General features: G+C 51.9%; 20 protein-coding genes and 1 tRNA gene. 14 read left to right on the top strand and 7 right to left on the bottom strand.

Features of this window, described 5'->3' with window-relative positions; all coding sequences use genetic code 11:
- Positions 1-171: 171 nt before the first annotated feature.
- From QUE41_RS13815 to QUE41_RS13805, 3 genes are all read left to right on the top strand, one after another.
- Positions 172-606, top strand: coding sequence for a hypothetical protein (locus QUE41_RS13815; RefSeq protein WP_286339601.1), 435 nt, complete (start codon positions 172-174; stop codon positions 604-606).
- 17 nt (positions 607-623) lie between these two features.
- Positions 624-989, top strand: a complete 366-nt coding sequence (locus tag QUE41_RS13810; RefSeq protein WP_286339600.1) for an MmcQ/YjbR family DNA-binding protein — start codon at positions 624-626, stop codon at positions 987-989.
- A gap of 706 nt (positions 990-1,695) precedes the next feature.
- A complete protein-coding gene (locus QUE41_RS13805; RefSeq protein WP_286339599.1) occupies positions 1,696-3,264 on the top strand; it encodes an ammonia-forming cytochrome c nitrite reductase subunit c552 in 1,569 nt (522 codons plus the stop codon).
- Positions 3,265-3,810: 546 nt separating this feature from the next.
- Here QUE41_RS13805 and QUE41_RS13800 read toward each other — a convergent pair.
- On the bottom strand, positions 3,811-4,818 hold the full coding sequence (locus QUE41_RS13800) for an integron integrase (protein ID WP_286339598.1): 1,008 nt from the start codon (positions 4,816-4,818) through the stop codon (positions 3,811-3,813).
- Between the two features lie 784 nt (positions 4,819-5,602).
- Here QUE41_RS13800 and ltrA point away from each other — a divergent pair.
- The 3 genes from ltrA (at position 5,603) to QUE41_RS13785 (ending at position 8,167) form a co-directional block, all read left to right on the top strand.
- The gene (ltrA, locus tag QUE41_RS13795) at positions 5,603-6,925 is read left to right on the top strand and encodes a group II intron reverse transcriptase/maturase (protein WP_286339597.1); all 1,323 of its coding nucleotides are present in this window, start codon (positions 5,603-5,605) and stop codon (positions 6,923-6,925) included.
- A 426-nt stretch (positions 6,926-7,351) separates the two neighbouring features.
- Complete coding sequence (locus QUE41_RS13790) at positions 7,352-7,702, top strand: hypothetical protein (protein WP_286339596.1); 351 nt, start codon at positions 7,352-7,354, stop codon at positions 7,700-7,702.
- Positions 7,703-7,834: 132 nt separating this feature from the next.
- Positions 7,835-8,167: a hypothetical protein gene (locus QUE41_RS13785; RefSeq protein WP_286339595.1), complete on the top strand. Its 333-nt coding sequence runs from the start codon at positions 7,835-7,837 to the stop codon at positions 8,165-8,167.
- 359 nt (positions 8,168-8,526) lie between these two features.
- Here QUE41_RS13785 and QUE41_RS13780 read toward each other — a convergent pair whose 3' ends face one another.
- Positions 8,527-9,654 (bottom strand): IS110 family RNA-guided transposase, encoded by a 1,128-nt coding sequence (locus QUE41_RS13780; protein ID WP_286339594.1) that lies wholly within the window; start codon positions 9,652-9,654, stop codon positions 8,527-8,529.
- A gap of 127 nt (positions 9,655-9,781) precedes the next feature.
- Between QUE41_RS13780 and QUE41_RS13775 the strand changes: the two genes are divergently transcribed.
- From QUE41_RS13775 to QUE41_RS13760, 4 genes are all read left to right on the top strand, one after another.
- Positions 9,782-10,156, top strand: a complete 375-nt coding sequence (locus QUE41_RS13775) for a hypothetical protein (RefSeq protein WP_286339593.1) — start codon at positions 9,782-9,784, stop codon at positions 10,154-10,156.
- Between the two features lie 991 nt (positions 10,157-11,147).
- Positions 11,148-11,699, top strand: coding sequence for a hypothetical protein (locus QUE41_RS13770; protein WP_286339592.1), 552 nt, complete (start codon positions 11,148-11,150; stop codon positions 11,697-11,699).
- 72 nt (positions 11,700-11,771) lie between these two features.
- Positions 11,772-12,946 (top strand): IS3 family transposase gene (locus QUE41_RS13765; RefSeq protein ID WP_286339591.1). Its coding sequence is split into 2 segments (ribosomal slippage): positions 11,772-12,051 and positions 12,051-12,946, totalling 1,176 coding nucleotides; the frame shifts between segments, so codons are not numbered across the junction.
- A gap of 117 nt (positions 12,947-13,063) precedes the next feature.
- Entirely contained in the window at positions 13,064-13,495 is a 432-nt protein-coding gene (locus tag QUE41_RS13760; protein ID WP_286339590.1) for a hypothetical protein, read from the top strand.
- A 272-nt stretch (positions 13,496-13,767) separates the two neighbouring features.
- Here the strand turns inward: QUE41_RS13760 and QUE41_RS13755 are convergent, their stop codons facing one another.
- Entirely contained in the window at positions 13,768-14,895 is a 1,128-nt protein-coding gene (locus QUE41_RS13755) for an IS110 family RNA-guided transposase (protein WP_286339589.1), read from the bottom strand.
- A gap of 742 nt (positions 14,896-15,637) precedes the next feature.
- A complete protein-coding gene (locus tag QUE41_RS13750) occupies positions 15,638-16,672 on the bottom strand; it encodes an IS630 family transposase (RefSeq protein ID WP_286339588.1) in 1,035 nt (344 codons plus the stop codon).
- A 456-nt stretch (positions 16,673-17,128) separates the two neighbouring features.
- Between QUE41_RS13750 and budC the strand changes: the two genes are divergently transcribed.
- Both budC and QUE41_RS13740 read left to right on the top strand, forming a co-directional pair.
- The gene (gene budC / locus QUE41_RS13745; RefSeq protein ID WP_286339587.1) at positions 17,129-17,896 is read left to right on the top strand and encodes a meso-2,3-butanediol dehydrogenase; all 768 of its coding nucleotides are present in this window, start codon (positions 17,129-17,131) and stop codon (positions 17,894-17,896) included.
- Between the two features lie 133 nt (positions 17,897-18,029).
- A complete protein-coding gene (locus QUE41_RS13740) occupies positions 18,030-19,079 on the top strand; it encodes an NAD(P)-dependent alcohol dehydrogenase (RefSeq protein ID WP_286339586.1) in 1,050 nt (349 codons plus the stop codon).
- Between the two features lie 276 nt (positions 19,080-19,355).
- Here QUE41_RS13740 and QUE41_RS13735 read toward each other — a convergent pair.
- Positions 19,356-19,446: transfer RNA gene (locus QUE41_RS13735), tRNA-Ser, on the bottom strand.
- Positions 19,447-19,621: 175 nt separating this feature from the next.
- On the opposite strand from QUE41_RS13735, the gene QUE41_RS13730 reads away from it, so the two are divergent.
- Both QUE41_RS13730 and QUE41_RS13725 read left to right on the top strand, forming a co-directional pair.
- The gene (locus QUE41_RS13730) at positions 19,622-20,002 is read left to right on the top strand and encodes a VOC family protein (RefSeq protein ID WP_286339585.1); all 381 of its coding nucleotides are present in this window, start codon (positions 19,622-19,624) and stop codon (positions 20,000-20,002) included.
- Between the two features lie 70 nt (positions 20,003-20,072).
- Positions 20,073-20,321 carry a DUF2164 domain-containing protein gene (locus QUE41_RS13725; RefSeq protein ID WP_286339584.1) on the top strand — a complete coding sequence of 83 codons (249 nt, stop codon included), beginning with the start codon at positions 20,073-20,075 and terminating at the stop codon, positions 20,319-20,321.
- Between the two features lie 29 nt (positions 20,322-20,350).
- On the opposite strand, the gene ylqF is transcribed toward QUE41_RS13725, so the two are convergent.
- Together ylqF and QUE41_RS13715 are read right to left on the bottom strand one after the other, a co-directional pair.
- Positions 20,351-21,271 (bottom strand): ribosome biogenesis GTPase YlqF, encoded by a 921-nt coding sequence (gene ylqF / locus QUE41_RS13720; protein ID WP_286339583.1) that lies wholly within the window; start codon positions 21,269-21,271, stop codon positions 20,351-20,353.
- A 124-nt stretch (positions 21,272-21,395) separates the two neighbouring features.
- Positions 21,396-23,495: a PepSY domain-containing protein gene (locus QUE41_RS13715; RefSeq protein WP_286339582.1), complete on the bottom strand. Its 2,100-nt coding sequence runs from the start codon at positions 23,493-23,495 to the stop codon at positions 21,396-21,398.
- Positions 23,496-23,554: the final 59 nt, after the last annotated feature.

The raw sequence follows: 23,554 nt of genomic DNA, 5'->3' as shown, positions 1-23,554 counted from the left end.
GTGTCCGTTCTTTTGGTGTCGGGAGCGGTAACGCTTGCTCTTCGCACACTTTAGCAGGGCTAAAATCGATAAATATTCGATAAAGCGCCCCAGATTCTGCTCAGGATCAAGATTGAGGTTCGGCCCTTTCTCTAGCATGGAGGTTGGCGTCAGACTCAGGGAGAGCAGTGTGTGGGCGCACTCTATAGACGGACTCAATTCAGCGGCATGATGGTGTCGGGGCTCACCGCCCTGTTGATCACCCTCTGGTGGGCAGGCTGTGACAGCCTGCCTGTGCTGCTGCTTTCCACCTTGGTGCTTCTGGTTGGGACCATGCTCAGTTCCCTGACCATCGAAGTGCATCCCGCTTTTGTTCGCTGGTACTTTGGCCCCCGGGTGTGGCGCCGGCAACTCTCTCTAACAGAAATTGACCAGGTGTCGGTGATTGCGCGCAGTGAAGATGGCCGCTGGCCGGTTCATCTGGGGCGCAGTGGCTGGGTGTACCAGGTGTCAGGCCATTATGCGGTCGAGCTCAGGCTGCATTGCGGCAAGATCATCCGCCTGGGCACCGATAACCCCGATGAAGTGGTGGAGGCGATACGCCGTCATCAGCAAAACCTTTCCTAATCACAGCGGAGGTGACCATGGACCAATTACAGGCCAAATCCTACCTGCTGGCACGCCCATGCTGCTTGCTGGACACCCCGTTCGGGCCAGAGGTGGCGGTATTCAAGGTGAAGGGCAAGATGTTTGCCACCCTGGCCCTCGGCCAGGACAAGCGCCATTACTGGATGAATTTAAAGTGTGACCCGGACGAAGCCTTGGCGCTGAGGGACATTTTCGAGGCAGTGGTGCCCGGCTACCACATGAATAAGAAGCACTGGAACACGGTGATTCTGGACGGCTCCATTCCCCAGGGTGAGATAGAACGGATGATCGATAACTCCTATTCCCTGGTGGTGCGTTCACTGCCCAAGCGGGATCGCACCGCTGTGGAGGTTCATCTTTAACCCCTGAGCGTCTGCAAACACCGATATGACTGACGCCGGGCCGGTAGAGCCATGGGGTCGTCTGCCTGCTCGTCTTCAGCTGTTGTCTTTTCTTTTTCCTGCTCGTCCATGATGGGCTGACCCAATATCAGAAACGGTCATTGTTCAGAATGCTCGTCTTCTCATTATTACTTTCAAATTGCATACATCATGGAAATGATTTAAATCATGTTCGTCGGGATATCTATTATTATTTTGTCTATGTTTAGAACGTTGAATAATTAATAGTAATCCGCATATTGAATTGGTTTGGTTAAGGTAAATTTGTTTTTTGAATGCATTCATTCTTGCGCGATTTTATTCATTGATGGTTCAAAATATTGTCGAATGGTGTTTGTTTATTTGATCAATGGCCATATACCTCTTTAGTGATACCCACAAAGGGGTATTTGGTAATATCTTGTTCACATTTTTAAATAAACGCAAAGATCTGGGATTGCTGTTTTATTAATCGCGGTGATTAAATCTTTATTGCAAAGGGCCCGTTGCAACTCACTCTAAAAAATGTTTTCAGAGGGAAATGATGAAAATAAATAAGTTGCTTGTTGCAGTTGCCGTATCGGCTGCGCTCGTCGGTTGTGATGATGATGACACTACGGTTATTAACGTTGAATGCGGCGAGGGCTCCGTCCTCAACACCGCTACCAATGTGTGCGAAGTGGTTCCTGTGGAACCGCCCCCGGCGGTGGAGTGCGGCGAAGGCACCGTACTGAATACCGACACCAACACCTGTGAAATGATCCCCCCAACGGGTGCCGCTGATTTTTACAACAGTGATAACTGGGCCGAGAGCTTCCCCGACCAGCATGCCTCCTGGGCGAAAACCGAAGAAAATACGCCGGAAGAGGGCGTGACCGATCTTCTGGAAGAGAACCCCAATTTGGTGGTGACCTGGGCCGGCTATGGCTTTGCCAAAGACTACAATCGCGCCCGTGGCCACCACTTTGCTTTGACGGATGTGATCTCCTCTCTGCGTACCGGCAGTCCGATGATCGTCGACGGTGCCGTTCAAGGCGAAGCCATGGCGGCCAGCTGCTGGTCCTGTAAGTCTCCGGATCTTGCCCGAATGTACGATGAGATTGGCGAGGCCAACTTCACCGACAACTCCTGGTCTACCTGGGGTCACGAGATGGCCAACACCATTGGTTGCGCCGACTGTCATGAACTGGGTGAAGACCAACTGCGTCTGTCCCGCCCCTACACCGACAGAGCCATGACCACTGTGGGTCGTACCTTTGGTGCTCAGGACGGCGCAGAGCAGGGCAGCCAGGTCTGCGCTCAGTGCCACGTCGAATACTATTTTGACGGCACCGACCACAAGAAGGTGAAATACCCCTGGGACTTCTGGGTACCCGGTGTGAAGACTGACTACGCCACAGAAGCGGGTTACGCCGGCTCCGACGGCCTGTATGACGGTTTTGCCGCCGAAGCACAGCTGGCTTACTTCGATTCCATTGGCTTCAAGGACTGGACCAATGCCATCTCTGGTGCGCCAAGCCTGAAGACTCAGCACCCCGAGTATGAAAACCTGGCCGACCGCACCAGCCACGTGATGTCTGGTCACCTGGACTTCAGCTGTGTCACCTGTCACATGCCTAAGTCCACCAACGACGAAGGGGTGGAGTTCTCCAACCACAACGTTCGCTTCGATGCCTCCAGGCTGCCCAGCAGCTGTCAGGGCTGTCACAGCCCCGCTGCCTTTGAGACCATCCTGAAAGGTCGTAAGGACGAGATTAAGGCCCTGCGCTTTGGCGCTAACGGTACCGATGCTCGTTTGACCGAACTGCACTTCAAGGCCCAGGCCATCTGGTCTGCCAATGGTGTAGAGGGACTGAAGGAGGGTAAGACCATCGGTGAGGCGAAAGCGGCCTATGAAGGCGCGCTGAAGGCCGGTAATGAACTGGCTGGTGAGATGAACAGCCTGCTGACCAAGATTCGTAATGCTCAGTGGTTCTGGGACAGCGCTACCGCGTCTCACGGTATCCATGCCCACAACAAGGCTGAAGCGGTTCGTCTGCTGGAGAAATCCAACGGCATTATCGATGCAGCCCTGGTTGAGGCGGATGCCCTGCTGACCAAGTACGACCCGGATTATGTCTTCGACATCACTACTGTTGACACCAAAGCAGAGGCACAACCTCGGGCGGGTCTTGACCTGGAGAAGATGAAAACTGATAAGGCCAAGTTTATCTCTGAGCGTGTAGAGAAAGAGTGGCCACACGAGCTTAAGAAGTAAGGTAAGCGCGACGGCAGAGTAGGCCGGAGTTTCGGCTCCGGAATTCATCTCATCCCAATGCTGCCGTCACTGTATTTCTCGCTAGATTTGAAATACAGGCTCGCCGTTCTTAAGGCCATGGCATCCCTTCTGTATTTTCGTCTTCTGACGGAAGGGGTGCCTTTTTTGTTGTTCATTCTTATTTTGCTGCTGAGCCAGCAACATAGTGCGAATTTACTCTCAGTAAGAGTTACTCAATAAATCAGGCAACAGCCTTTGACAGCCAACAAGCAAAACAAACCAAGACCATTCTTATTCTCTAGCCATTGACCCAGGAGTGCTAAGTTTTGCCGCAACCCTGGGTTTAGGCAATACACAGCGCTGATGAGCACCGGTTCCCTTGATTCAAGAGTTTGATCCAGAAAATTGTTTAACTCCCTTGGCTGGGGTAGAGTAACCTCTCACAACCCGACTAATCCCTTAGTTTTCAGCACCTTCGAACAGGTTGCCGGAATGGCGGAGCTGTGCTTGAACCCCGAGGGTTGCGCAAGTGTTAATTCAATGTTTTCAATGGTATATAGGTTGGTGTTCACTAACATTGTTAATGCTTAGACCTAAGTGACTTAGCGGACTCTGAACACCATCTGCCCCCATCTGCAATACATGGGTGTAGATTTGCGTGGTCCTTAAATCCTGATGGCCCAGCTGTGCCTGTATGGTACGAATGTCGGTGCCCCTCTGGAGAAGATGAGTCGCGAAGGAGTGACGCAGAGTGTGGCAGGTCACCTGCTTGGTGATGTTGGCCTTTATTGCTGCCATCTTCACCGCCTTTCGAAGGCTGGATGGGTGGATATGATGACGTCTTAACGCTCCACCGTCAGGGTCGTGGGACAGAGTGTCCGAAGGAAAGAGAAACTGCCACCCCAGTTCAAAGGGGCCTCTTGGAAACTTTCTGGCCAGAGCGAAAGGCATGTTAACGCCACAATACTCCGGATGCTGACGATCATGTTGCAGCAGCTGTTGAACGTGGGAAATCTGGCCCCTTAGGGCGTCGAACAACTCCCTGGCTAACGTTACCCGTCGATGCTTACCGCCCTTGCTGTCCCAGACCTGGATACCGGAATAATCAAAGTCGAGGTCTTTGACTCTCAAGCGGTAGGCTTCACTCTTGCGAAGTCCACTGCCATACATCAGTTGCATGGCCAATCTGTAGCGAGGCGCCGCGCAGGCAAGGAGGGTGGACACCTCTGTCTGGGTGAGAACCACCGGTAGTTTGGGCTGGCGCTGGGAACGCTGGAACTCCAATGTCAGTGCCAGTGGCTGATTCACGACCTCCTTATAGAGAAACACCAACGCATTAAGAGCGATGGCCTGGGTACTGGGCGATAGATTGCACTGAGTAGCCAGGTAGGACAGGAACCGCTCAGCTTCGCAGTGGCCCAATTCAGTGGGGTGTTTCTGACCACAGAAGTTGATGTACCGCCTTATCCAGAGTGAGTAGGTGCGTACCGTGTTTTCACGGTATCGCATGGCGCGCATCCTCTCGGCCAGATGCTGAAGGAATGGAGATGTCATTGATGGCCCTCTATAACTGTATGAATATACAGTTATAGGTCAAATCCGCCTTTCCGCAAGCGGGATCCGCCTTACGCTCAAAACTGCCTTTAACGATTCGGGGCAACTTGGCCGGTAAGCCAATGAAGCCACGGTAATTTTAGTGTGATTCGAGAATGTCGCTCTCTGCAGATAGGCGGCGAGATTTTAATGTGTGATAGGCGGCAAGTCGCCGCATAATAAGCTGTTAGTGCGTCAAGCGAAGCTTGATGCATCTTGCGGGGTGAAAGTCCCTGTCGGGCAAGGCCTAACCAGTCACCCGTATCGAGTGTTGCGCCCAAGGCGGAGTTTGGGATTAGCCGATGCTTTTCAGTGGTATTGCCACAACCAATCGAACAATCTGGGTGAAGCGTACACAGAGAATCTTATAGGCCATAGGGATTATCGTGATCCTGAAGCGCTGGTATCGCTCCGTTAATTATGAAACTCCTGACTGACGAGGCTGGTAACAGAGTCGAAGTCCATGCAATTCAACCGCCATTGGTGAGGTTGATGCGAGTCAGCGGAGTTATCAAGCCGTGGCATGTAAGAAGAGATGCATCAGGAACTTGAGAGAGCCAAAGGTGTTCCACAAGGACGGTGGTAGGAAAACTCAGCCTAAGCGCAGGTGAACGAAGACCCTTTGGCAGTCGGATCAGCTCATAGTAGTCAGAGATTGGGAAAGCCAGTCACAGGGCGAAGGGGCTGACAGTTATATCGGCATGCAGCAGACACATAGGCCGGACAGAGTAGAGCTGGAATCACTATGACAACCGACCTGCAAGCCATTGCATTTAAGGCACGAACCCACCCTAAGCACAGATTTCAGGATCTATATGGACTGCTAGAGCCTGAATTGTTGTATACCAGCTGGGGTCAACTAAACAAACACGCCGCGCCAGGCGTAGATGGTGCTCGTTTTCCAGAATATCAACAAAATCTGGTGCAGAACATCACTCGTTTATCCGCTGAGCTTAAAACCAAGCGTTACAGGGCGAAGCCGATAAAGCGAGTATTCATCCCTAAGAGTAATGGAAAACAACGGCCACTAGGGCTGCCGACCATAGACGATAAACTGGTGCAGCAAAGTGTCAGTCAGATACTGCAAAGCATCTGGGAGAGCGATTTCCTGCCCTTCAGCTATGGATATCGGCCGAACAAAAGTGCTCACCAAGCCGTAGAGAGTCTGAATCAGAATCTGTTTCGGGGTCGATTTGGTTATATCGTGGAAGCTGACATTAAGGGTTTCTTCGATAATATGAGTCACGATTGGTTGCACAAAATGTTGCTGCAGCGAGTGGACGATAAGGCATTGCTGAGCACTATCAAGCAGTGGTTGAAGGCGAAGATAAAGTCACCGGAGGGCTGTTGCACGAAATCGCGCAGTGGTACCCCGCAAGGTGGCGTTATCAGCCCGATACTGGCAAATATCTACCTGCATTATGCTGTGGACATTTGGTTCGAGAAGGTGGTGAAGCCTCGATTAAGAGGCGATGCGATGCTCATTCGTTATGCGGATGATTTTGTGTGTGCTTTTCAGCACCAACAGGATGCAGAAGCATTCTATCGGGTGCTGCCAAAACGGCTAAAGAAATTCGATCTTGAGGTAGCCGGAGAAAAGACCAAAATCATTCGATTCAACCGTTACAGCCCAGGGCGAGATAAGAAATTTCAGTTCCTTGGGTTCGAGTTTCTTTGGGAATTGAATGCGAAAGGTAAAGCCTGCTTGAGACGGCGCACTGCGCCAAAGAAGCAGAAAGCCACGTTAACAGAGTTCTATCGCTGGATAAAATTCAGTCGATTTAAACGGTTAAGAGAGTGGCTGCCCAGTCTCAAACGCAAACTGACTGGCTTTGGCAATTATTTTGGTCTGCCGGATAACAGCCGTAGCCTCACAGGCCTGTACAAGCATGTCATCGATAGTTTGTACAAATGGCTAAATAGGCGAAGTCAGCGGCGCAGTTACAACTGGGCAGGCCTGAAGCAGATGCTAATGTGTTTTGGAATTAGGGGGATGCGAGTTCGTAGACGTAGTAACGTTAAAGTGGACTGGTATCTGGGCGCGTGTATTACACGAGCATATGTATAACTGAGGAGCCGGATGCGGTAGTTCCGCACGTCCGGATCTGTGTGGGGGCGGCACGGGTAACTGGCCGCTCTACCACGACTATGCCTATTGGATTCGCAATGAAGCAATACTCAGTTGTTAGAATAATGAGGCTCAAGAAGCAATTTGAGCACAGTGACTTGAGCGTTGGAACGCGTGCGCCTCGAGCAGGAGATGTTGCGACGGTGGTAGATGTTTATGATGATTCCATTGATCTCGAGTGCTCGGGTGATGATGGCTCTACTCTTTGGTTGGAGCTATTTAGACCGGATGATGCAGATTTGGACATAGTCAGCATATAACAAGCCGCTTCAGTCTGGACGTCAACAGTCGCCGGTGTTGCTCGTTCCTCGCAGATTTTAACCGGCTTGTTGCCGCCACTGAGCGGGGCGTTATGGGTATAGGTGTATGAGCAAAGTGTGGAGAGAAGTTGCAGATCCGAAGAAGCACTCAGACTTCATGAGCTCGTTTACTGAAGGTGGTGTCCCGATTACAGCTGCTAGAGACAACCTCTTGGAGAAGTGGGTCTACTTTGCGAATGTATGCAACTTTACCTTCCAGTTTCAAAGCATTGAGCAGGTCAAAGACTGTAAAGCTTACTTTGAAAAGAAGATACATCCCTCCACTAGAGGAAATCACCCACTTTTCGAACACTACTGGCACCCTTGGTATTGCAAGTTGCCTAAGGGAATTAATAAGGACGCCAGGAGGGTTAAAGTGCTTAAGGCACTTCAAGAGATTCTCGATAAGTGGGGGTGATAGAATTACCCATAACAAGCGCCTGAACTCACGGACGCAAAACGCTTGGCTTGCGCTCGTACCTCGCAGATTGTAGCCAAGCACAGTTTTGCGCCGCTTAGGCGGGGCGTTATGCGCCAAGTGGAGTCGACGTTGAGCAGGTATATAGAGTTAGTAAAAGTCACTGAGAAGACAGAGTATGGCGAGAGGAAGTCAGTTCAATCTACAAATGCCGCGGTAGATGAAATGTACGCTATTGTGCGGGCTGCAACAAACGATGAGTTGGAGACTCTCTATGAGCTGCTTAACCACTCTTCAGCAAAGAGGTGGCTTGCTCACCAACTTATAGAATGTCACCAGCTACCTAAAAATATTGAAAATAAGTGCATTGAAATTGTTGAGTCTCTTGCAAAGGAGGACTCAATTGAGTCTTTTGGCGAAGAGATGTGGTTACAAGAATGGAAGTCCAAATTAGGGCGCGCATAACAAGGCACTGTAGGCGGATTTCAGCCAGCCCGGCTGCGCTCGTGCCTCGCGGAGTATAGCCGGGCAGTCTGTGCTCCCGCTAAGTGAGGCGTTGATATGATTCCCCCTGTCAATAGGCACAGACTTGTCCATGCCGGGCCCTAAAAGGCCGGCTTGGACACCCTGGTGAGAGACCTCTGGCAAGTCAATGTTCGGCGGTTGACCTTGCTGATATTCGCGGGTTTGGTTATCCGCATTACTTGTTTGCGCCGCTGGAGCCTTGCCTCATTCTATGTGCGCGCATGTAAACGCCTAACGCCGTCGAGGGTTGCTCTCACCGCTGCCGCCGGTCTGCATCACCAGGATGGTTTTCCAGATTGTCAGCCTATGTGGACACGTCGCTCCGGTTCAAAACGTTGGGCGATGTCCCACAGGTAGCCCGTGAGCTCTCTGGCCACGGCTGTGACCACTTTGTTGTACTCCTTGCCTCGTGCTTGCAACCGCCGGAAGCGGGCACACAGGCGCAGTTGTACCTCCCAGGAGCGTTGTTGCAGCTTGTGTGAGTGGTGCTGCTGACGTATCTGCATTTCTCGGGAGACTTTGGGGCTAAAGCGATAGGCCCAGGCGGCTTCAATGAGGATGCGCCGAGCGTGGGTATTGCCACATTTGGTGATGTTCCCGCGCCTTTCCCTAGTACCACTTGAACGTTCACTGGGGGTTAGCCCCACGAAGTTCATGAGTTGCCTGGGGTTGGTGAAACGCCGCAGGTCGCCAAGTTCCGCCATCAGGGTGATGGCCGACAGGAAGCGGATTCCTCGCAGCGCCGTGAGTTGCTGTACCAAGGGATACCAGCGCCAGGATTCGGCCAGGGTCTCCATTTCGAGTTCGAGGCGTTGCAGGCGCTCGTAACGCTCGGTGACAGTGTGAATATAGTCCTGAAAGGTTATCTTCTGTGCTGGCTCGGAGAAGTGGATGTCAGCCAGGTGGCGTTTATAGGCGTCGGTCCAATTTTGGCGACCGCTACAGGGGTGGCCATTGCGCAGTAGAAACGACTTGAGCCGCTGACGAGCTTGGCGCAGGTCCAGCATGGCGTCCTCGCGACAGCGAATAAGATCGCGAATGGCCTCGTCTCTGGCGTCAGGTATGTATATGGGGGCAATGTCCCCCGAGCGAGCCAGACGTGCCAAGGTGCACGCGTCGCGTTTGTCGGTCTTCACTTTATCGCCAGGAGCTCTTGGGATGAGAGCAGGTGCAATGACCCAGCAGTCGATATCGCGCTTATTGAGATGGCGGTAGAGCCAGAATCCGCAAGGGCCGGCTTCATAGACAACACAGAGCTTATTGGCCTTGGTCGCCTGCTGCTTCAGCAGTTTGTCGAAGGCCCTAATGTTGGTGGGAACGGTGCCGTAGTAGCGAACGGTGTCACCCATCGAATCGGAAATCAAAGCGACATCAGTGGTTTCCTTGTGCACATCCAGTCCGACGAAAAGTGTGTTAGCTTTAATCATGTCGACCTCCTGTTGTGTTTGATTGCGTGATACAACAAACAGTGTGGCTCTGGTTTTACTAACCCACGATAAAACGCAGGAGGTCGACCCTTGCACAGGGAACCATGATGTCTATGTGTGAGGTGGCATGGACTGGCGGGAAATGAAAATGTTTAGCGGCATCGACCTGAATGATTCCTTCGTTATGTCGTGGAACTTAAGCGCCAGTGAACTGCTGATTGAGCTTGAGGCTAGCATCTGGCCTGATTCTGAGCTCTACCTAGCACCTAAAAGTAATGAGTACACATGCTACCGCCGTATCACTGTGGTTTTTATCGGATTCACTGAAGTTAGAGGGCTAATCGACATTGCCATTATCGAGGGCACGGTCGACCCTGATGGAACCACTGATTACTGCAACATCGATACGTTCTTAAAGGTCCCATCTGGCTTTCTTTTGTCCGGTAGCTTTGGGAATGTCGAAGTGGTTGGTGGACATGTTCAGTTGGAAGTAAACACATAACAAGGCACTGTAGGCGGATTTCAGCCAGCCCGGCTGCGCTCGTGCCTCGCGGAGTATAGCCGGGCAGTCTGCTCCCGCTAAGTGGAGCGTTATATTTCCGGGAGAGTCCAGTGAAGATAGTGGTAGCAAAATTGAGCAAAGAACCATCTCACTCTCTTACAGCTAAGGACATCAAGCGTGTTCTATCGTTAGTTCCGGAAGACTGGAAGATGCAGATTGACCAAGTAGTACTTGGAGCAGAACTGTTTGCTAACTCTAGGTTTGATAGACCAGTCATTTACAGCTCAATTAGTGCTCGGTTAAAGATTTTGTCTAGAGGGTTAAGCAGAGAGCGGGCGGTGAGGGAGGTGCTTCGAGAGTTAGCCCTAATTGGTGGAGTAGCTCAGAGGGTTTATGCGAACCACCTACCTAGAGCACAACTAAGCAAGGTAGACAAAGCCATTGAGCCATACTTCCAAGCATTTTTGAAGCAGAAATATAACAAGACACTGTAGTCGGATAGCAACCAGGCTGGCTGCGTTCGTACCTCACGGATTATAGCCAGCCAGATTGCTCCCGCTAAGTGGAGCGTTATAGTTTTTCGGAGGCGTGAGTCGTGACGGCCATCCAGGGTTACTCGCTTATCATTGCATCTGATGTGAGTGAAGAAAGAGACGGTATAGGGCTTGAACTCTATAGCGGCAAGGAGCTTGTACTTGAGATTTTCAGGGATGACCGGCGACGTGACACAACTATGTCTATCTATCGGGAGTCACTCCCTTTAGAGGTTGTCGAGAAGTGCATCATGGCTTTCAAGAAAGAGATTCCGAACAGCTATCAGGATTAGGCGATTAGAAACTATAACAAGCGCCTGAACTCACGGACGCAAAACGCTTGGCTTGCGCTCGTACCTCGCAGATTGTAGCCAAGCACTGTTTTGCGCCGCTTAGGCGGGGCGTTAGTTGCCAGTGCGTAATTTCGGCCACGGTCTAGTTTTCGAGTATGGATTAAGATGGAAAAGAAAGTAACAATAATACTGAGTGTTTTTGGATTGTCAGTATTGGGGATAATTCTTGGAGCTAAAACCCCTTATGTTCCATTTGAATTATTAGAATCTATTGTTATTCCCTACACTTCCATTTTCATATTGTTTACGTTAATAATTTCTTTTTCCGTTTTTAGAGGAACAGATAAAAAACCGGCAGGGTTCCGTTATTTAGCACTTTCTTACAAAGAAGGAAAGTACAGACAATTCATTCTTAGTCTTTTTGCATTACCTCTAATTAGCTTGATTGCAGGGTTTTATGTTTATATGCTGATTGCTACACTGCCAGCATATCCAACAAAAATGCTTAGTGGGTTATACCAAGTTAACAATGCCACATGCCTTAGAACTGGAAGAGATAAAACAAGAGGAAGTTGGTCGTTATTTCATTTGAATAACGGCGAAGAGTGGAAAGTTGCGGGTTTTGGACATATTTGCCCAAACGAGAAAAAATATTGCGACATATATTATATAGAGGGTATCGCGGGTTACTATATACATAATATAAAATGCAACTAACAAGCGCTTAAACTAGGACATGAAGTTGACCCGTTTTAGTGGACACCAAAATCGTTAGATTAAGGTGTCACAATGCCTGCCTACAAGACAGGAAAACGAACCCAGCAGTACAGTGTAGAGTTCAAGGTAAAAGCGGTGACTTGGTCACACCTTCCTCATCGTTCAGTAAAGGAAGTAGCCCAAGCTCTGGACATTCATCCGTTCATGTTGTCTCGTTGGCGCAAAGAGTACCGAGACGGCAAATGGGGCATGACAAAAAAGACTAAAAAGCAGCCAGAGCAGCTTTCCAAAAGTGATGAAATCAGCCAACTCAAGCGGCGTCTTGCTGAGTTAGAGCTGGAGAATGATCTGCTAAAAAAGTGGCAACGGTTTCAAGCCGAGGAACAGAGGAATCGTTCCGATTCGTAGCGCGATATCAGGGTAAAATCCGACTATCGAGATTATGCCAGTTTGTCGGCGTTTCACGGTCAGGTTTCTATGCCTGGAAGAAGCGTCAGCCCAGTCAACGCGCTCAAACTGATAGCGTCCTGAGCAGAGAGATTCAGCGGCTTTTCCGTTTGTCCAAAGAGCGCTACGGCAGCCCTCGAATTCATGCCCAGCTGAAGCAGAAAGGCATTAGCGTGGCTCGAAAGCGAGTGTCCAGGCTAATGCGTGAACTTGGCCTTAGGGCGCGTTCTGTGAGGGTTTACCGTCAAATGAACAAGCGCCGGCAAACTTTGAAGGCAACAGAAAACCTGAGGCTGACTAGTGATGCCCCAACTGCTGTCAATCAGCAATGGTCCGGCGACGTTACCTACTTAAAGCTAGGGCGGAAATGGTATTACCTGGCGGTGATTATCGACCTGTACTCCAGAAAGGTTGTCGGTTGGTCATTCAGCGATAACCGGACGTCAAAATTGACTGAAGGTGCCTTGGTGAAAGCGCTACGCACGCGGCGCCCGAAAGGGGGCCTGCTGTTCCATTCTGACCGAGGTATTGAGTATCTGAATGAAAACCTACAAGGTTACTACAAGCGCCATGGAATCAGACACAGCTTGAACCGAGCTGGTTGCTGTACTGACAACGCCGAGGTGGAGTCATTTTTCCATACATTGAAAGGCGAAATGTTCCAGGGAGCACGGTTCCGAGATCATTGGAAGCTGAGAGACGAACTGGCTAACTACATTGACCAGTTCTATAACCGTCGACGATTACACTCGAGCTTGGGCTACCAAAGTCCACACCAGTTCGAGAGACTCGCGGCATAACAAACCCGTGTCCACTTTATCGGGTCAGGATCAACAAATACTGGTTGGCTCCTACGCTGCGCTTCGGATTTTAGCCAACCAGCATTTGCCTGTTAAGCAGGCGTTAGAAGGACACGGATGATTTTCGAGCCGAAGGTATCAGTTGTTGAAACAGACTTTGTTTCTGATCGAACAACAACCGTTGAAGAGGTGAAGCTATCTTCTGACGGTTTGGAGGTTATTGTTGAGTCAAACAGTTGGAGAGCAAGAGTCCATTTTGACACAATTTATGGATTTCGTGTACTGGACGAAGGCGATCTTTGCGAGTTCTGGACTGAGTGCAACCTGCTCAAGGGCTGGTGCTTTAAAGTTCTATGCGGAGGTTGGAACGACCTCGAGAAATCGAGAGACCATTTCGTCTCAGGTAAGCTGTATGAACCGGTGGAGTTTTTGATCGTAGGTTTAAACGAGTGCGTGTCTGTCTTAGCTTATGAATTACCAGTAATTACACATTTATGTCCCTCTAACAAGAAAATCCAGCCGACGCCAAAAAACAGCGCGGCTGATTAGGGCGTTGATATGATTCCCCCTGTCAATAGGCACAGACTTGTCCATGCCGGGCCCTAAAAGGCCGGCTTGGACACCCTGGTGAGAGACCTTTGGCAAGTCAATGTTCGGCGGTTGACCTTGCTGATATTCGCGGGTTTGGTTATCCGCATTACTTGTTTGCGCCGCTGGAGCCTTGCCTCATTCTATGTGCGCGCATATAAACGCCTAACGCCCTCGAGGGTTGCTCTCACCGCTGCCGCCGATCTGCATCACCAGGATGGTTTTCCAGATTGTCAGCCTATGTGGACACGGCGCTCTGGTTCAAAACGCTGAGCGATGTCCCACAGGTAGCCCGTGAGCTCTCTGGCCACGGCGGTGACCACTTTGTTGTACTCTTTGCCTCGTGCTTGCAACCGCCGGAAGCGGGCACACAGGCGCAGTTGTACCTCCCAGGAGCGTTGTTGCAGCTTGTGTGAGTGGTGCTGCTGACGTATCTGCATTTCTCGGGAGACTTTGGGGCTAAAGCGATAGGCCCAGGCGGCTTCAATGAGGATGCGCCGAGCGTGGGTATTGCCACATTTGGTGATGTTCCCGCGCCTTTCCCTAGTACCACTTGAACGTTCACTGGGGGTTAGCCCCACGAAGTTCATGAGTTGCCTGGGGTTGGTGAAACGCCGCAGGTCGCCAAGTTCCGCCATCAGGGTGATGGCCGACAGGAAGCGGATGCCTCGCAGCGCCGTGAGTTGCTGTACCAAGGGATACCAGCGCCAGGATTCGGCCAGGGTCTCCATTTCGAGTTCGAGGCGTTGCAGGCGTTCGTAACGCTCGGTGACAGTGTGAATATAGTCCTGAAAGGTGATCTTCTGTGCTGGCTCGGAGAAGTGGATGTCAGCCAGGTGGCGTTTATAGGCGTCGGTCCAGTTTTGTCGACCGCTACAGGGGTGGCCATTGCGCAGTAGAAACGACTTGAGCCGCTGACGAGCTTGCCGCAGGTCCAGCATGGCGTCCTCGCGACAGCGAATAAGATCGCGAATGGCCTCGTCTCTGGCGTCAGGTATGTATATGGGGGCAATGTCCCCCGAGCGAGCTAGGCGTGCCAAGGTGCAAGCGTCGCGTTTGTCGGTCTTCACTTTATCGCCAGGAGCTTTTGGGATGAGAGCAGGTGCAATGACCCAGCAGTCGATATCGCGCTTATTGAGATGGCGGTAGAGCCAGAAGCCGCAAGGGCCGGCTTCATAGACAACACAGAGTTTATTGGCCTTGGTCGCCTGCTGCTTTAGCAGCTTGTCGAAGGCTTTCATGTTGGTGGGAACGGTGCCGTAGTAGCGAACGGTGTCGCCCATCGAATCGGAAATCAAAGCGACATCCGTGGTTTCCTTGTGCACATCCAGTCCGACGAAAAGTGTGTTAGCTTTAATCATGTCGACCTCCTGTTGTGTTTGATTGCGTGATACAACAAACAGTGTGGCTCTGGTTTTACTAACCCACGATAAAACGCAGGAGGTCGACCTTTGCACAGGGAATCATGATGTCTATATGTAAGAGGAAAGAGAGTTGTCTTCCAGTTCATTAGCCGGTTTGATCATCAGTATGGTGATGATAGGTGTCGGAATAGGTTTCATTGTACGTGGGCTAAACCTCAAGAAAGATAGTCCGGTAAGTAGAAATTTTTCTTCACCCACAACGTCAATAGTCATAGGCTTCGCGTTGATAGCTTCTCAAGTGATGACGTTGATGGACCAGTTTGGTTAGCTACATATAACAAGTGCCTTAAGACACGGACAAAAAACGCTTGGCTTGTGCTCGTACCTCACGGACTGTAGCCAAGCTTTGTTTTGCGCCGCTTAGGCGTGGCGTTAAATGTGCAAGGAGGACAAGTGGAAGAAAAGCATATCGCAGCGCATAAAAGCTCTATCCTTCATCGACAGGAGATATTAGATTCGGAGCTATGTGGTTGTTTTTACTGTCTAGAAATTTTTAACCCATCCGAAATTGTGGAATGGACAGATTTTACTCTCACAGATAAGGAGTCCGACAGAGTTGGGCAAACAGCAATTTGTCCTGAATGCTCGATAGACTCAGTGATTGGTTCTGCATCAGGCTACCCGATAACGAAAGACTTTCTACGACTTATGAACAAGCATTGGTTCTAAATAGCTGATCCTAATTGTGCTCCACTTTCAACAGTCCATGGTCTCCACCGGGATAAGGTGATGCATTGTCCATGAAGTACCGGACTCGTTTCAGCAACTGCCACATGGCTTTGCACTGATGATTGCGGGTGACTGTCTCATGGAGCGCATGCCAGAGCTTTTCGATCTTGTTGACCCATGGTGAGTAAACCGGCTGAAACAGCAAAATGAACTTCGGGTTTCTGGCCAACCAGCGCAGTGTTTTCTTGCTCTTGTGGATGATGTAATTGTCCACGATAAGCGTGATGGTTTTGGCCCTTCGATATTGGCGTTTTAGCCGTTGCAGCATCGATAGGAACAGGTTTGAGTCTTTGCTGGTGCTGGCGACATAGGACACTCGACCTGTTTTCGCATGCAGTGCGCCAGCCAGATAGTGTTTAGCATTTTGCCCTGGCGTTGCCACCTTCTTCTGCTTACCTCGTGGCATCCAGTCTGACCCCAACTTGGGGTTCAAATGGATGTCCACTTCGTCCTCGTAGAACACCGGATGATCTGTACAGCATCTTTCCAGCGCCTGCTTTATACGGGCCAACTTGGCGTCCCTATCGGGGTCTCTGATATGCAGTGTTGGCGCTACTCTGCGCCAGACAATGCCCATCCTGGGCAACCAACGACGAATGGTAGACGCATGCACGTTTAAGCCCATAATCCGGTTAATCTCAATAGCCATCAGCTCTGTGCTCCAACGTGACCGCTGGTAACCGATATCTTGGGGAGAGATTTGAATCAACGCCTCTAAAACAACCTTGATTTGCTGGTATGGCTGTGTGGCAACCCGGCCCCGGTTCATCGACTCAAGGCCCTCAAGACCACACTGGGTATACCACTGAATCCAACGGTTGATAGAGGAACGACCAGCCGCCATCATCCGCGAGACTTCGGTGACGTTGTAGCCGTTAGCCAGGAGCAGGATGGCATTGAGCCTGCGACAGTGATCTCTGTCGTTGGTTTTATGCATTTTTTGGATGATACGGCGTCGCTCTGCGCGGTCTGGAAGTGTTAGCATTGCGGGACTCGGTTCGTTTTGGTGGCTGTTTGGTTTGGCGATTGATCAGATCGCCAAAACGCAACCGAGTTCCCTTCCTACTCTACATCCCAGTGATCTACATTTCGGAACAGTTATTTAGTCCGGAGATCTGAAAGAAAGGCTCAGTGTTAGTGGATTATTCAAGTTGCTGACTGAGCCGAAACCTCTTTATGTCTGTTGTCCCAATTTTTGTAATTCTTACATCATTATTCATGTTTTTGCTCTGTAGAGCCTCTTAAGAATGGCTTAAGGGCGAACACCATAACGATCTATATTTAATGTTGTGGTGCAATTTTTACTGGCACTAGATTATCTATATAGCCTAATCAAGGATGATTGGCGGGAAGATTTTCTTGAAATTATAAAAGGATGGAATGTTATAGCATTTAGCTCAAGAAACTCGGCTAAATACTCTAGAAAATATGGAGAGAAATAATGTCAGATTTTTCAAGGTCAGCAATAATCACTGGCGGTGGTTCAGGCATGGGCGCAGCCACTGCGAAGAAACTTGTTCAAAACGGTTGGTCAGTCACCATCTTTGGTCGTACTCAATCCAAACTGGAATCTGTTAAGGCAGAAATTGCGCAGGATAGCCAAATACTTGCAGTGCAAGGTGACGTTAGCAATCGTGAAGATGTAGAAAGGTTGATTCTTGCCCACATTGCCCAGTTTGGCCGCCTTGATGGACTTGTGAACAATGCTGCTGTAGCCATTGGTGGTGCCATTGATGATGTGACTATCGATGATTGGAAACAGGTCATGTCGATCAATGTTGAAGGCGTTTTTAATACCATCAATATGTCAGTTGAATACTTGAAAAAAGTCGGCGGTTCTATCGTCAATGTCTCCTCTGTGTCCGGCATTGGAGGTGATTGGGGTTTCAGTCCGTACTGTGCATCCAAGGGTGCAGTGAGTAACTTCACACGGTCTTTGGCGCTTGATCTGGGCAGGCAAGGCGTACGTGTTAATGCTGTGGCCCCAAGTCTGACTGATACGGATATGGCCGCATTCCTGACAGGGAATGAAGAGATGATGGTGAAATTTCGAAATCGCATGCCGTTGGGTAGAGCGGCCAGGCCGGAGGAGATTGCGTCAGCCATTGTGTTTCTTTTGAGCGAAGAAGCGAGCTTTATTAATGGGGTCAATTTACCAGTGGATGGTGGAATATCCGCCTCAAATGGTCAGCCAAACTTCGTTGATTAAGTACTCTGATACACCTTGGTACGACGTAACATTCCTATTAGTTTTTATATCTAGTTAAGGGGTGTGACTTCATTAAAGAGATGCCATTGCTCGCGGTGAGCAATGGCATCGAATAACCAGATGGAGAATGAAGATGGCTAGCACGAAGTCTTATGCTGCTTATGATTCATCCAGTAAGCTAAAGCCTTACGACTTTAATCGTCGAAAGGTAGGGCCAAAAGATGTGCAGATAGATATTTTATTTTGTGGTGTATGCCATAGTGATATTCATATGGCGCATAATGATTGGGGGATGTCTGTTTATCCACTTGTGCCTGGGCATGAAATAATTGGCCGCGTGACAAACGTAGGCCAGGATGTTCAGAATTTCTCTATAGGTGAACTGGTTGGCGTGGGTTGCATGATTGATTCATGTCGAGAATGTTCAGCTTGCGAACAAGATCTTGAGCAGCATTGTGAAAAGGGCATGATTATGACCTATGGCAGCCCAGATCCGTTTGGCAAAGATACGATTACCCAAGGCGGGTATTCTACCCAGATTGTGGTTGACCATGAATTTGTCTTAAAAGTGTCTGAAGATCTGGATACCAAAGCGGTTGCTCCACTTCTGTGCGCAGGTATTACAACCTACTCCCCATTGCGTCAATGGAATGTGAAGGCTGGCGACAAAGTCGGTGTGATAGGCCTTGGTGGTTTGGGCCACATGGGCGTGAAACTGGCGGTTGCCATGGGGGCGGAAGTTGTCATGATTACCCGATCTCAGGAAAAAGGTGAAGATGCCAAGCGTCTGGGGGCAAGCGATGTTTTGGTTTCAACGGATGAGGAGCAAATGCTCGCGCACCATGGCAGCTTCGATTTTTTGCTTAACACAATTCCTGTGAAACACGATATTACGCCCTATATCCCCCTGCTTAAGCTTGGTAAGGCCATGGCGGTGGTGGGTGCCTCTTTGACTGAGCTCAACACTATGCCGCTGGCTTTTGGCCGCAGGATTGTTGCAGGCTCTCTCATTGGTGGAATCAAAGAGACGCAGGAGATGCTCGATTTCTGTGCTCAGCACAATATTGTCTCTGATGTTGAAATGATTGATATGCAAGATATCAATGCTGCCTATGATCGAGTGATGAGATCCGATGTTAAATATCGATTCGTCATCGATATGCAGTCCTTACGCGATCAATGATTGCCAACAGGGGCCTGAGTGTCATGTCACAATTCGCTGAGGTGGCCGAGGCGTACGCCATTTTTGTGTGAGGTCAGAAATGCAAAAAGCCCGCACTAGGCGGGCTTCTTTGTATATGGCGGAGAGATAGGGATTGATACCCTCACTTCGTTCGGCCGCCTGCGGCGTTACTCGCTGCGCTCGTTGCGAACCCTGACTAGGCTTCTGCACCCTATCTCTTACTTTCTTTAAACGTAGAAATGCAAAAAGCCCGCACTAGGCGGGCTTCTTTGTATATGGCGGAGAGATAGGGATTTGAACCCTAGAAGGGCTATTAACCCTTGCCGGTTTTCAAGACCGGTGCTTTCAACCACTCAGCCATCTCTCCAACGGGGATGCATGTTAGTGAACCGGCGGGGTGCTGTAAAGGGGTAGGAGGTTCAACCGCCTAAGCTGTGAACAAAACCCGGCTGTGAATGAGGTGAATGCTCTATTTCTGCCCACCCAGCTTGTGTGGCTGTCTACACTTTAGCCTCAGGTCATCCCCTAATAAGGAGAGAAACATGAGCTCACCTTTCGAGACCCACGGTGCCCACAGTTGGCAGGAGTTGTCGACCTCTGACCCTGAAGGGGCCAAGATGTTCTATGGGGCCCTGTTTGGCTGGACCTTCAAGGAGCAGCAGATGGAGATGGGCACCTATCATGTGATTGAGAACGGCGGCGCCGGGGTAGGTGGCATCATGCAGTCGCCAGAACCTGGCATGCCCACGGCCTGGACCGGCTATGTCACGGTAACCGATGTGGATGAGGTGGCCGCCAAGGCGACGGAGTTGGGCGGCGAGCTGCTCTATGGGCCCCAGGATATCCCTGAAGTGGGGCGCTTCTGCTGGATCAAGGACCCTCAGGGGGCGGTGATTGCCGCCATCAGTTATGTGATGGGATAGTGCCATCTGGCAGCTCCCAGGGTTAGAAGATACACTGGCTCGCTCAGTACACTTAAGTGATGGAGCCAATGTGAACCCGGTTGAACTGACCAAGGAGCAGCGCGAGGCGCTGATTGAGGCGTTGCAGGAGTACAGCGAACAGGAGATGGAACAGGAACTGGGGCAGTTCGAGGCCGGTTTCCTGCTGGATTTTATGCTGCAGCGTCTGGGGACCCTGTGTTACAACAAGGGGCTGGAGGATGCCAGGGTGGCCATATTGGGCAGAATGGAGTTGGCCACCGAGGTGGTGTACGAAATGGAGCAGCCCTGCGATTTATAAAAGAAAACCCGCCAGTTGGCGGGTTTTGCTTATTTACGACGCTTGCGCTTTTTGGCGGTGCGAAGCTCTTCCTTGATCTTTTTCTCTTCGGCGGCCTTGGCGGCGCGAATCTCCTCTTCGGCCTTCTCTTTCTCCACCAGTTCCGGTGTTTCCAAGGTCAGGGCGCCCAGGGAGCCGGCGCGCAGTTCGTGCAACAGGATCTCGGAGACCTTGTGCAGGTCGGCAATGCCGCCCCGGCGCAGGAAGCCGCGCTTGGCGGCGATGGCGTCCAGGACACCGATGTCGTCGTCCGGCAGCTCTTCCAGGTTGTAGCGCTGACACAGGGCGTCGGGATAGGTGGTTCGCAGGTATTCGGCGGCGAACATGGCCACCTCCTCATACTCCACGACGGTGTCTTTAATGGCGCCCGTGGTGGCCAGACGATAGCCACACTCCTCAGGGCTCAGCTTGGGCCAGAGGAAGCCAGGGGTGTCGTGCAACACGATGTGGTCTTCGAGACGGATGCGCTGCTGGGCCTTGGTGACCGCGGGCTCATTACCGGTCTTGGCAATGGTGCGGCCGGCCAGGGTGTTGATCAGGGTGGATTTGCCCACGTTGGGGATCCCCAGGATCAGGGCACGTAGCGGGGTCTTGGGCACCATCTCTTTGGCCAGGGTCAGCAGGCTTTTCACCTGAGCCTTGTTCTTCTGGGTCAGGGCGATGGTTTTCACGCCATTTTCCTGTTCCAGATAGGCCTGCCAGCGCTCGGTCATCTCCGGGTCGGCCAGATCGCTCTTGTTGAGAATCTTGATGCAGGGAGTATCGCCTCTGAGTTTGGGCACCAGAGGGTTTTCGCTGCTGAATGGGATGCGTGCATCCAGAACCTCGATGATGAGGTCAATCTGCGGCATCAGCTCGGCGATCTCTTTTCTCGCCTTATGCATATGGCCCGGGAACCAGTTAATCGCCATGGGTCATGCTCTTGTTAATGGGTCAAAGGCGCCATTTTACGTGATCCCACCTCAGTTTGCTTGGTCAATTGTCCGCCACAAAAAAGCGCGCCGTAACAGGCGCGCTTGGTCAGGTTAGCTTGGGTCAGAACAGGTCTTCATGGTAGCGGCCCTGCTCCATCAGCTGGTTGAGTTGATGTTGGGCCTGATCCGGTCCGGCTCCCTGAGAGATAAAGGCAGACAGCAAGGCCTGGCGTACCCCTTCCCCCAGGGCGGGGTGGCCGCACACATAGACGTGAGCGCCCAGCTCCAGCCAGGCGCAGACCCGCTGCGGATTCTGCTCCAGCCGGTCCTGAGCGTAGACTTTCTGCTGCTGGTCCCGAGAGAAGGCCAGGTCCAGATGATCCAGGGCGTTGCTTTGCTGGTGCTGAAGCAGTTCGTCACCATAGAGGAAGTCACCCTGTTGATGGCGATTGCCGAACAGCAACCAGTTGCGCAGCTGTGGACGCTGACGAATAAAGCCCATGAAGGGGGCGATGCCGCAACCGGCGGCCACCATGATGATGGGGGCGGAATCCGGCGGGAGCCTGAAGCCGGGATGGGCGGCGATGCGGCCTTCGAGCGTATCGCCCACCTGCGATTCATGGCACAGCTGCCCGGACATCAGGCCGGTGCGGGTTTCACCCTCGTGCTGCCACTGGTGCAGAGTCACGCAGATCTCCAGTCCGTTGCTGTCGGGCGTCGAAGCGATGGAGTAGGCGCGCTCGGTTCCGCCTTGGATAGGGCGCAGCTTCAGCAGATCGCCGCAGCGATAGTTGAGGGGCTCAGCGCTGCTGAAGCGCAGACGCCAGGTCTCTCGGGTTTGTCCTTTGCCGTCATCCAGTCGGGTTTTGTCTTCGAGCCGTAGAGAGGCAGTGTTTGCCATGGACTGAGGTTGTTCACTGTCGGTGGCACCGATCCAGCTTTGCCATACCTGGGTGGGGTCGCCGTCCGCCAGAGCCAGTCCGCCCACCAGTGAGGCACCACTGTGTTTCAAGGCACCGTCCAGGTCATGGGCAGCCTGGCAGAATTTGGTATAGCGGCTGTCACCCAGACCCAGCAGTTGGTAGCTCACCCCTTTGAGACTGACTCGCTTCAGGCTCTCGAGGAAGCCCTGTCCCTGAACCGGCATCTCGCCGTCACCACAGGTGGAGACCAGCAGTCGCACCGACAGGTACTGGGTGAGATCTTGTGCCTTGAGCTGGGCCAGAGAGCACAGATGCACTTTGTCACCGCGGGATTCCAACAAAGAGCCTGTGTCTTTGGCCAGTTCGGCGGCGCCGCCGGTCTGACTGGCGTAGGCCACCAGGTGACAGGCGCCTTCCGGGGCCTTGGTCGGTCTGCTCAACCGGGCACGGCGTACCCAGTTGTAGAAGCCGGTGCCCCAGAGCACCAGGGCGCTGATGCACAGCAGGGCATAGATAAAGGCCGCAGGGCGGCCGCCAAAGCTGCCGTCATGAAGTATGCGGGTCCAGCGGGTGGGCTGGGTAACCGCATGCTCCTGCTGATCCGGTTGCCACTGCCAGCGGGTGCCCTGATCGTTCTCCCAGTAGAGGGTGATCCCCTGAGGTGTGCGGCGCACCATGCGCATGGCCGCCACGTCAACCTCATCTAATCTTTCAAAGGCCTGGTCCAGGCTCATTGGGGAGGGGTGAGGTTCCTGTTTAGGCCTGTCACCGCCCATAGGGTGGAGCATCAGCAGGCCGGTGACAGTGACCACCAGCATCAGCGGGGCACCGTACCAGCCCAGGGCTGTGTGCCAGCCCATGGCCCCCTTGGGGGATTTGGGCCGGGCCAGGAACAGCCCGGAAAGGCTGAGGAACAGCATCACCCAGGTGCTCAACTCCACCAGCCAGTTGGCATCCACCAGCAGGTTGACGTGCAGGCCCTTGGCGAAGCGACTGAGCTGGAATTGCCAGGGCAGTTCGGCGGGCTCGCCGCTGTAGAGGTCCAGAAACTGGCGCCCCTTCTTGTTCTCGAAGGCCACCATTACCAGTTGGTGTTCGGGCAGGGCGAAGGCGAAGCGGATGGGACCCTGCTGTTGTTCCAGGGTGTCCAGGGTCTGTTGAAATTGGGCCGGCGTTGGCTTGGTCTCAGCATCTGGAGTGAGCAGGGGAGTGAGGGCCAGCAGCAGGCCCGAGAAGATCACCAGCAGCAGGGGCAGGGCGACCAGGGCAGCCAGGTAGCGGTGGAGTTTGGCCAGCATGGGTTGGTTCCTTTAACGCAAACAGGCAGGCCACCTTGGGCCTGCCTCTATCGGGGTAA

The organism is Ferrimonas sp. YFM (genome assembly GCF_030296015.1).
Taxonomy (GTDB): domain Bacteria; phylum Pseudomonadota; class Gammaproteobacteria; order Enterobacterales; family Shewanellaceae; genus Ferrimonas.
This window is presented reverse-complemented; position numbering and strand designations above follow the sequence as displayed.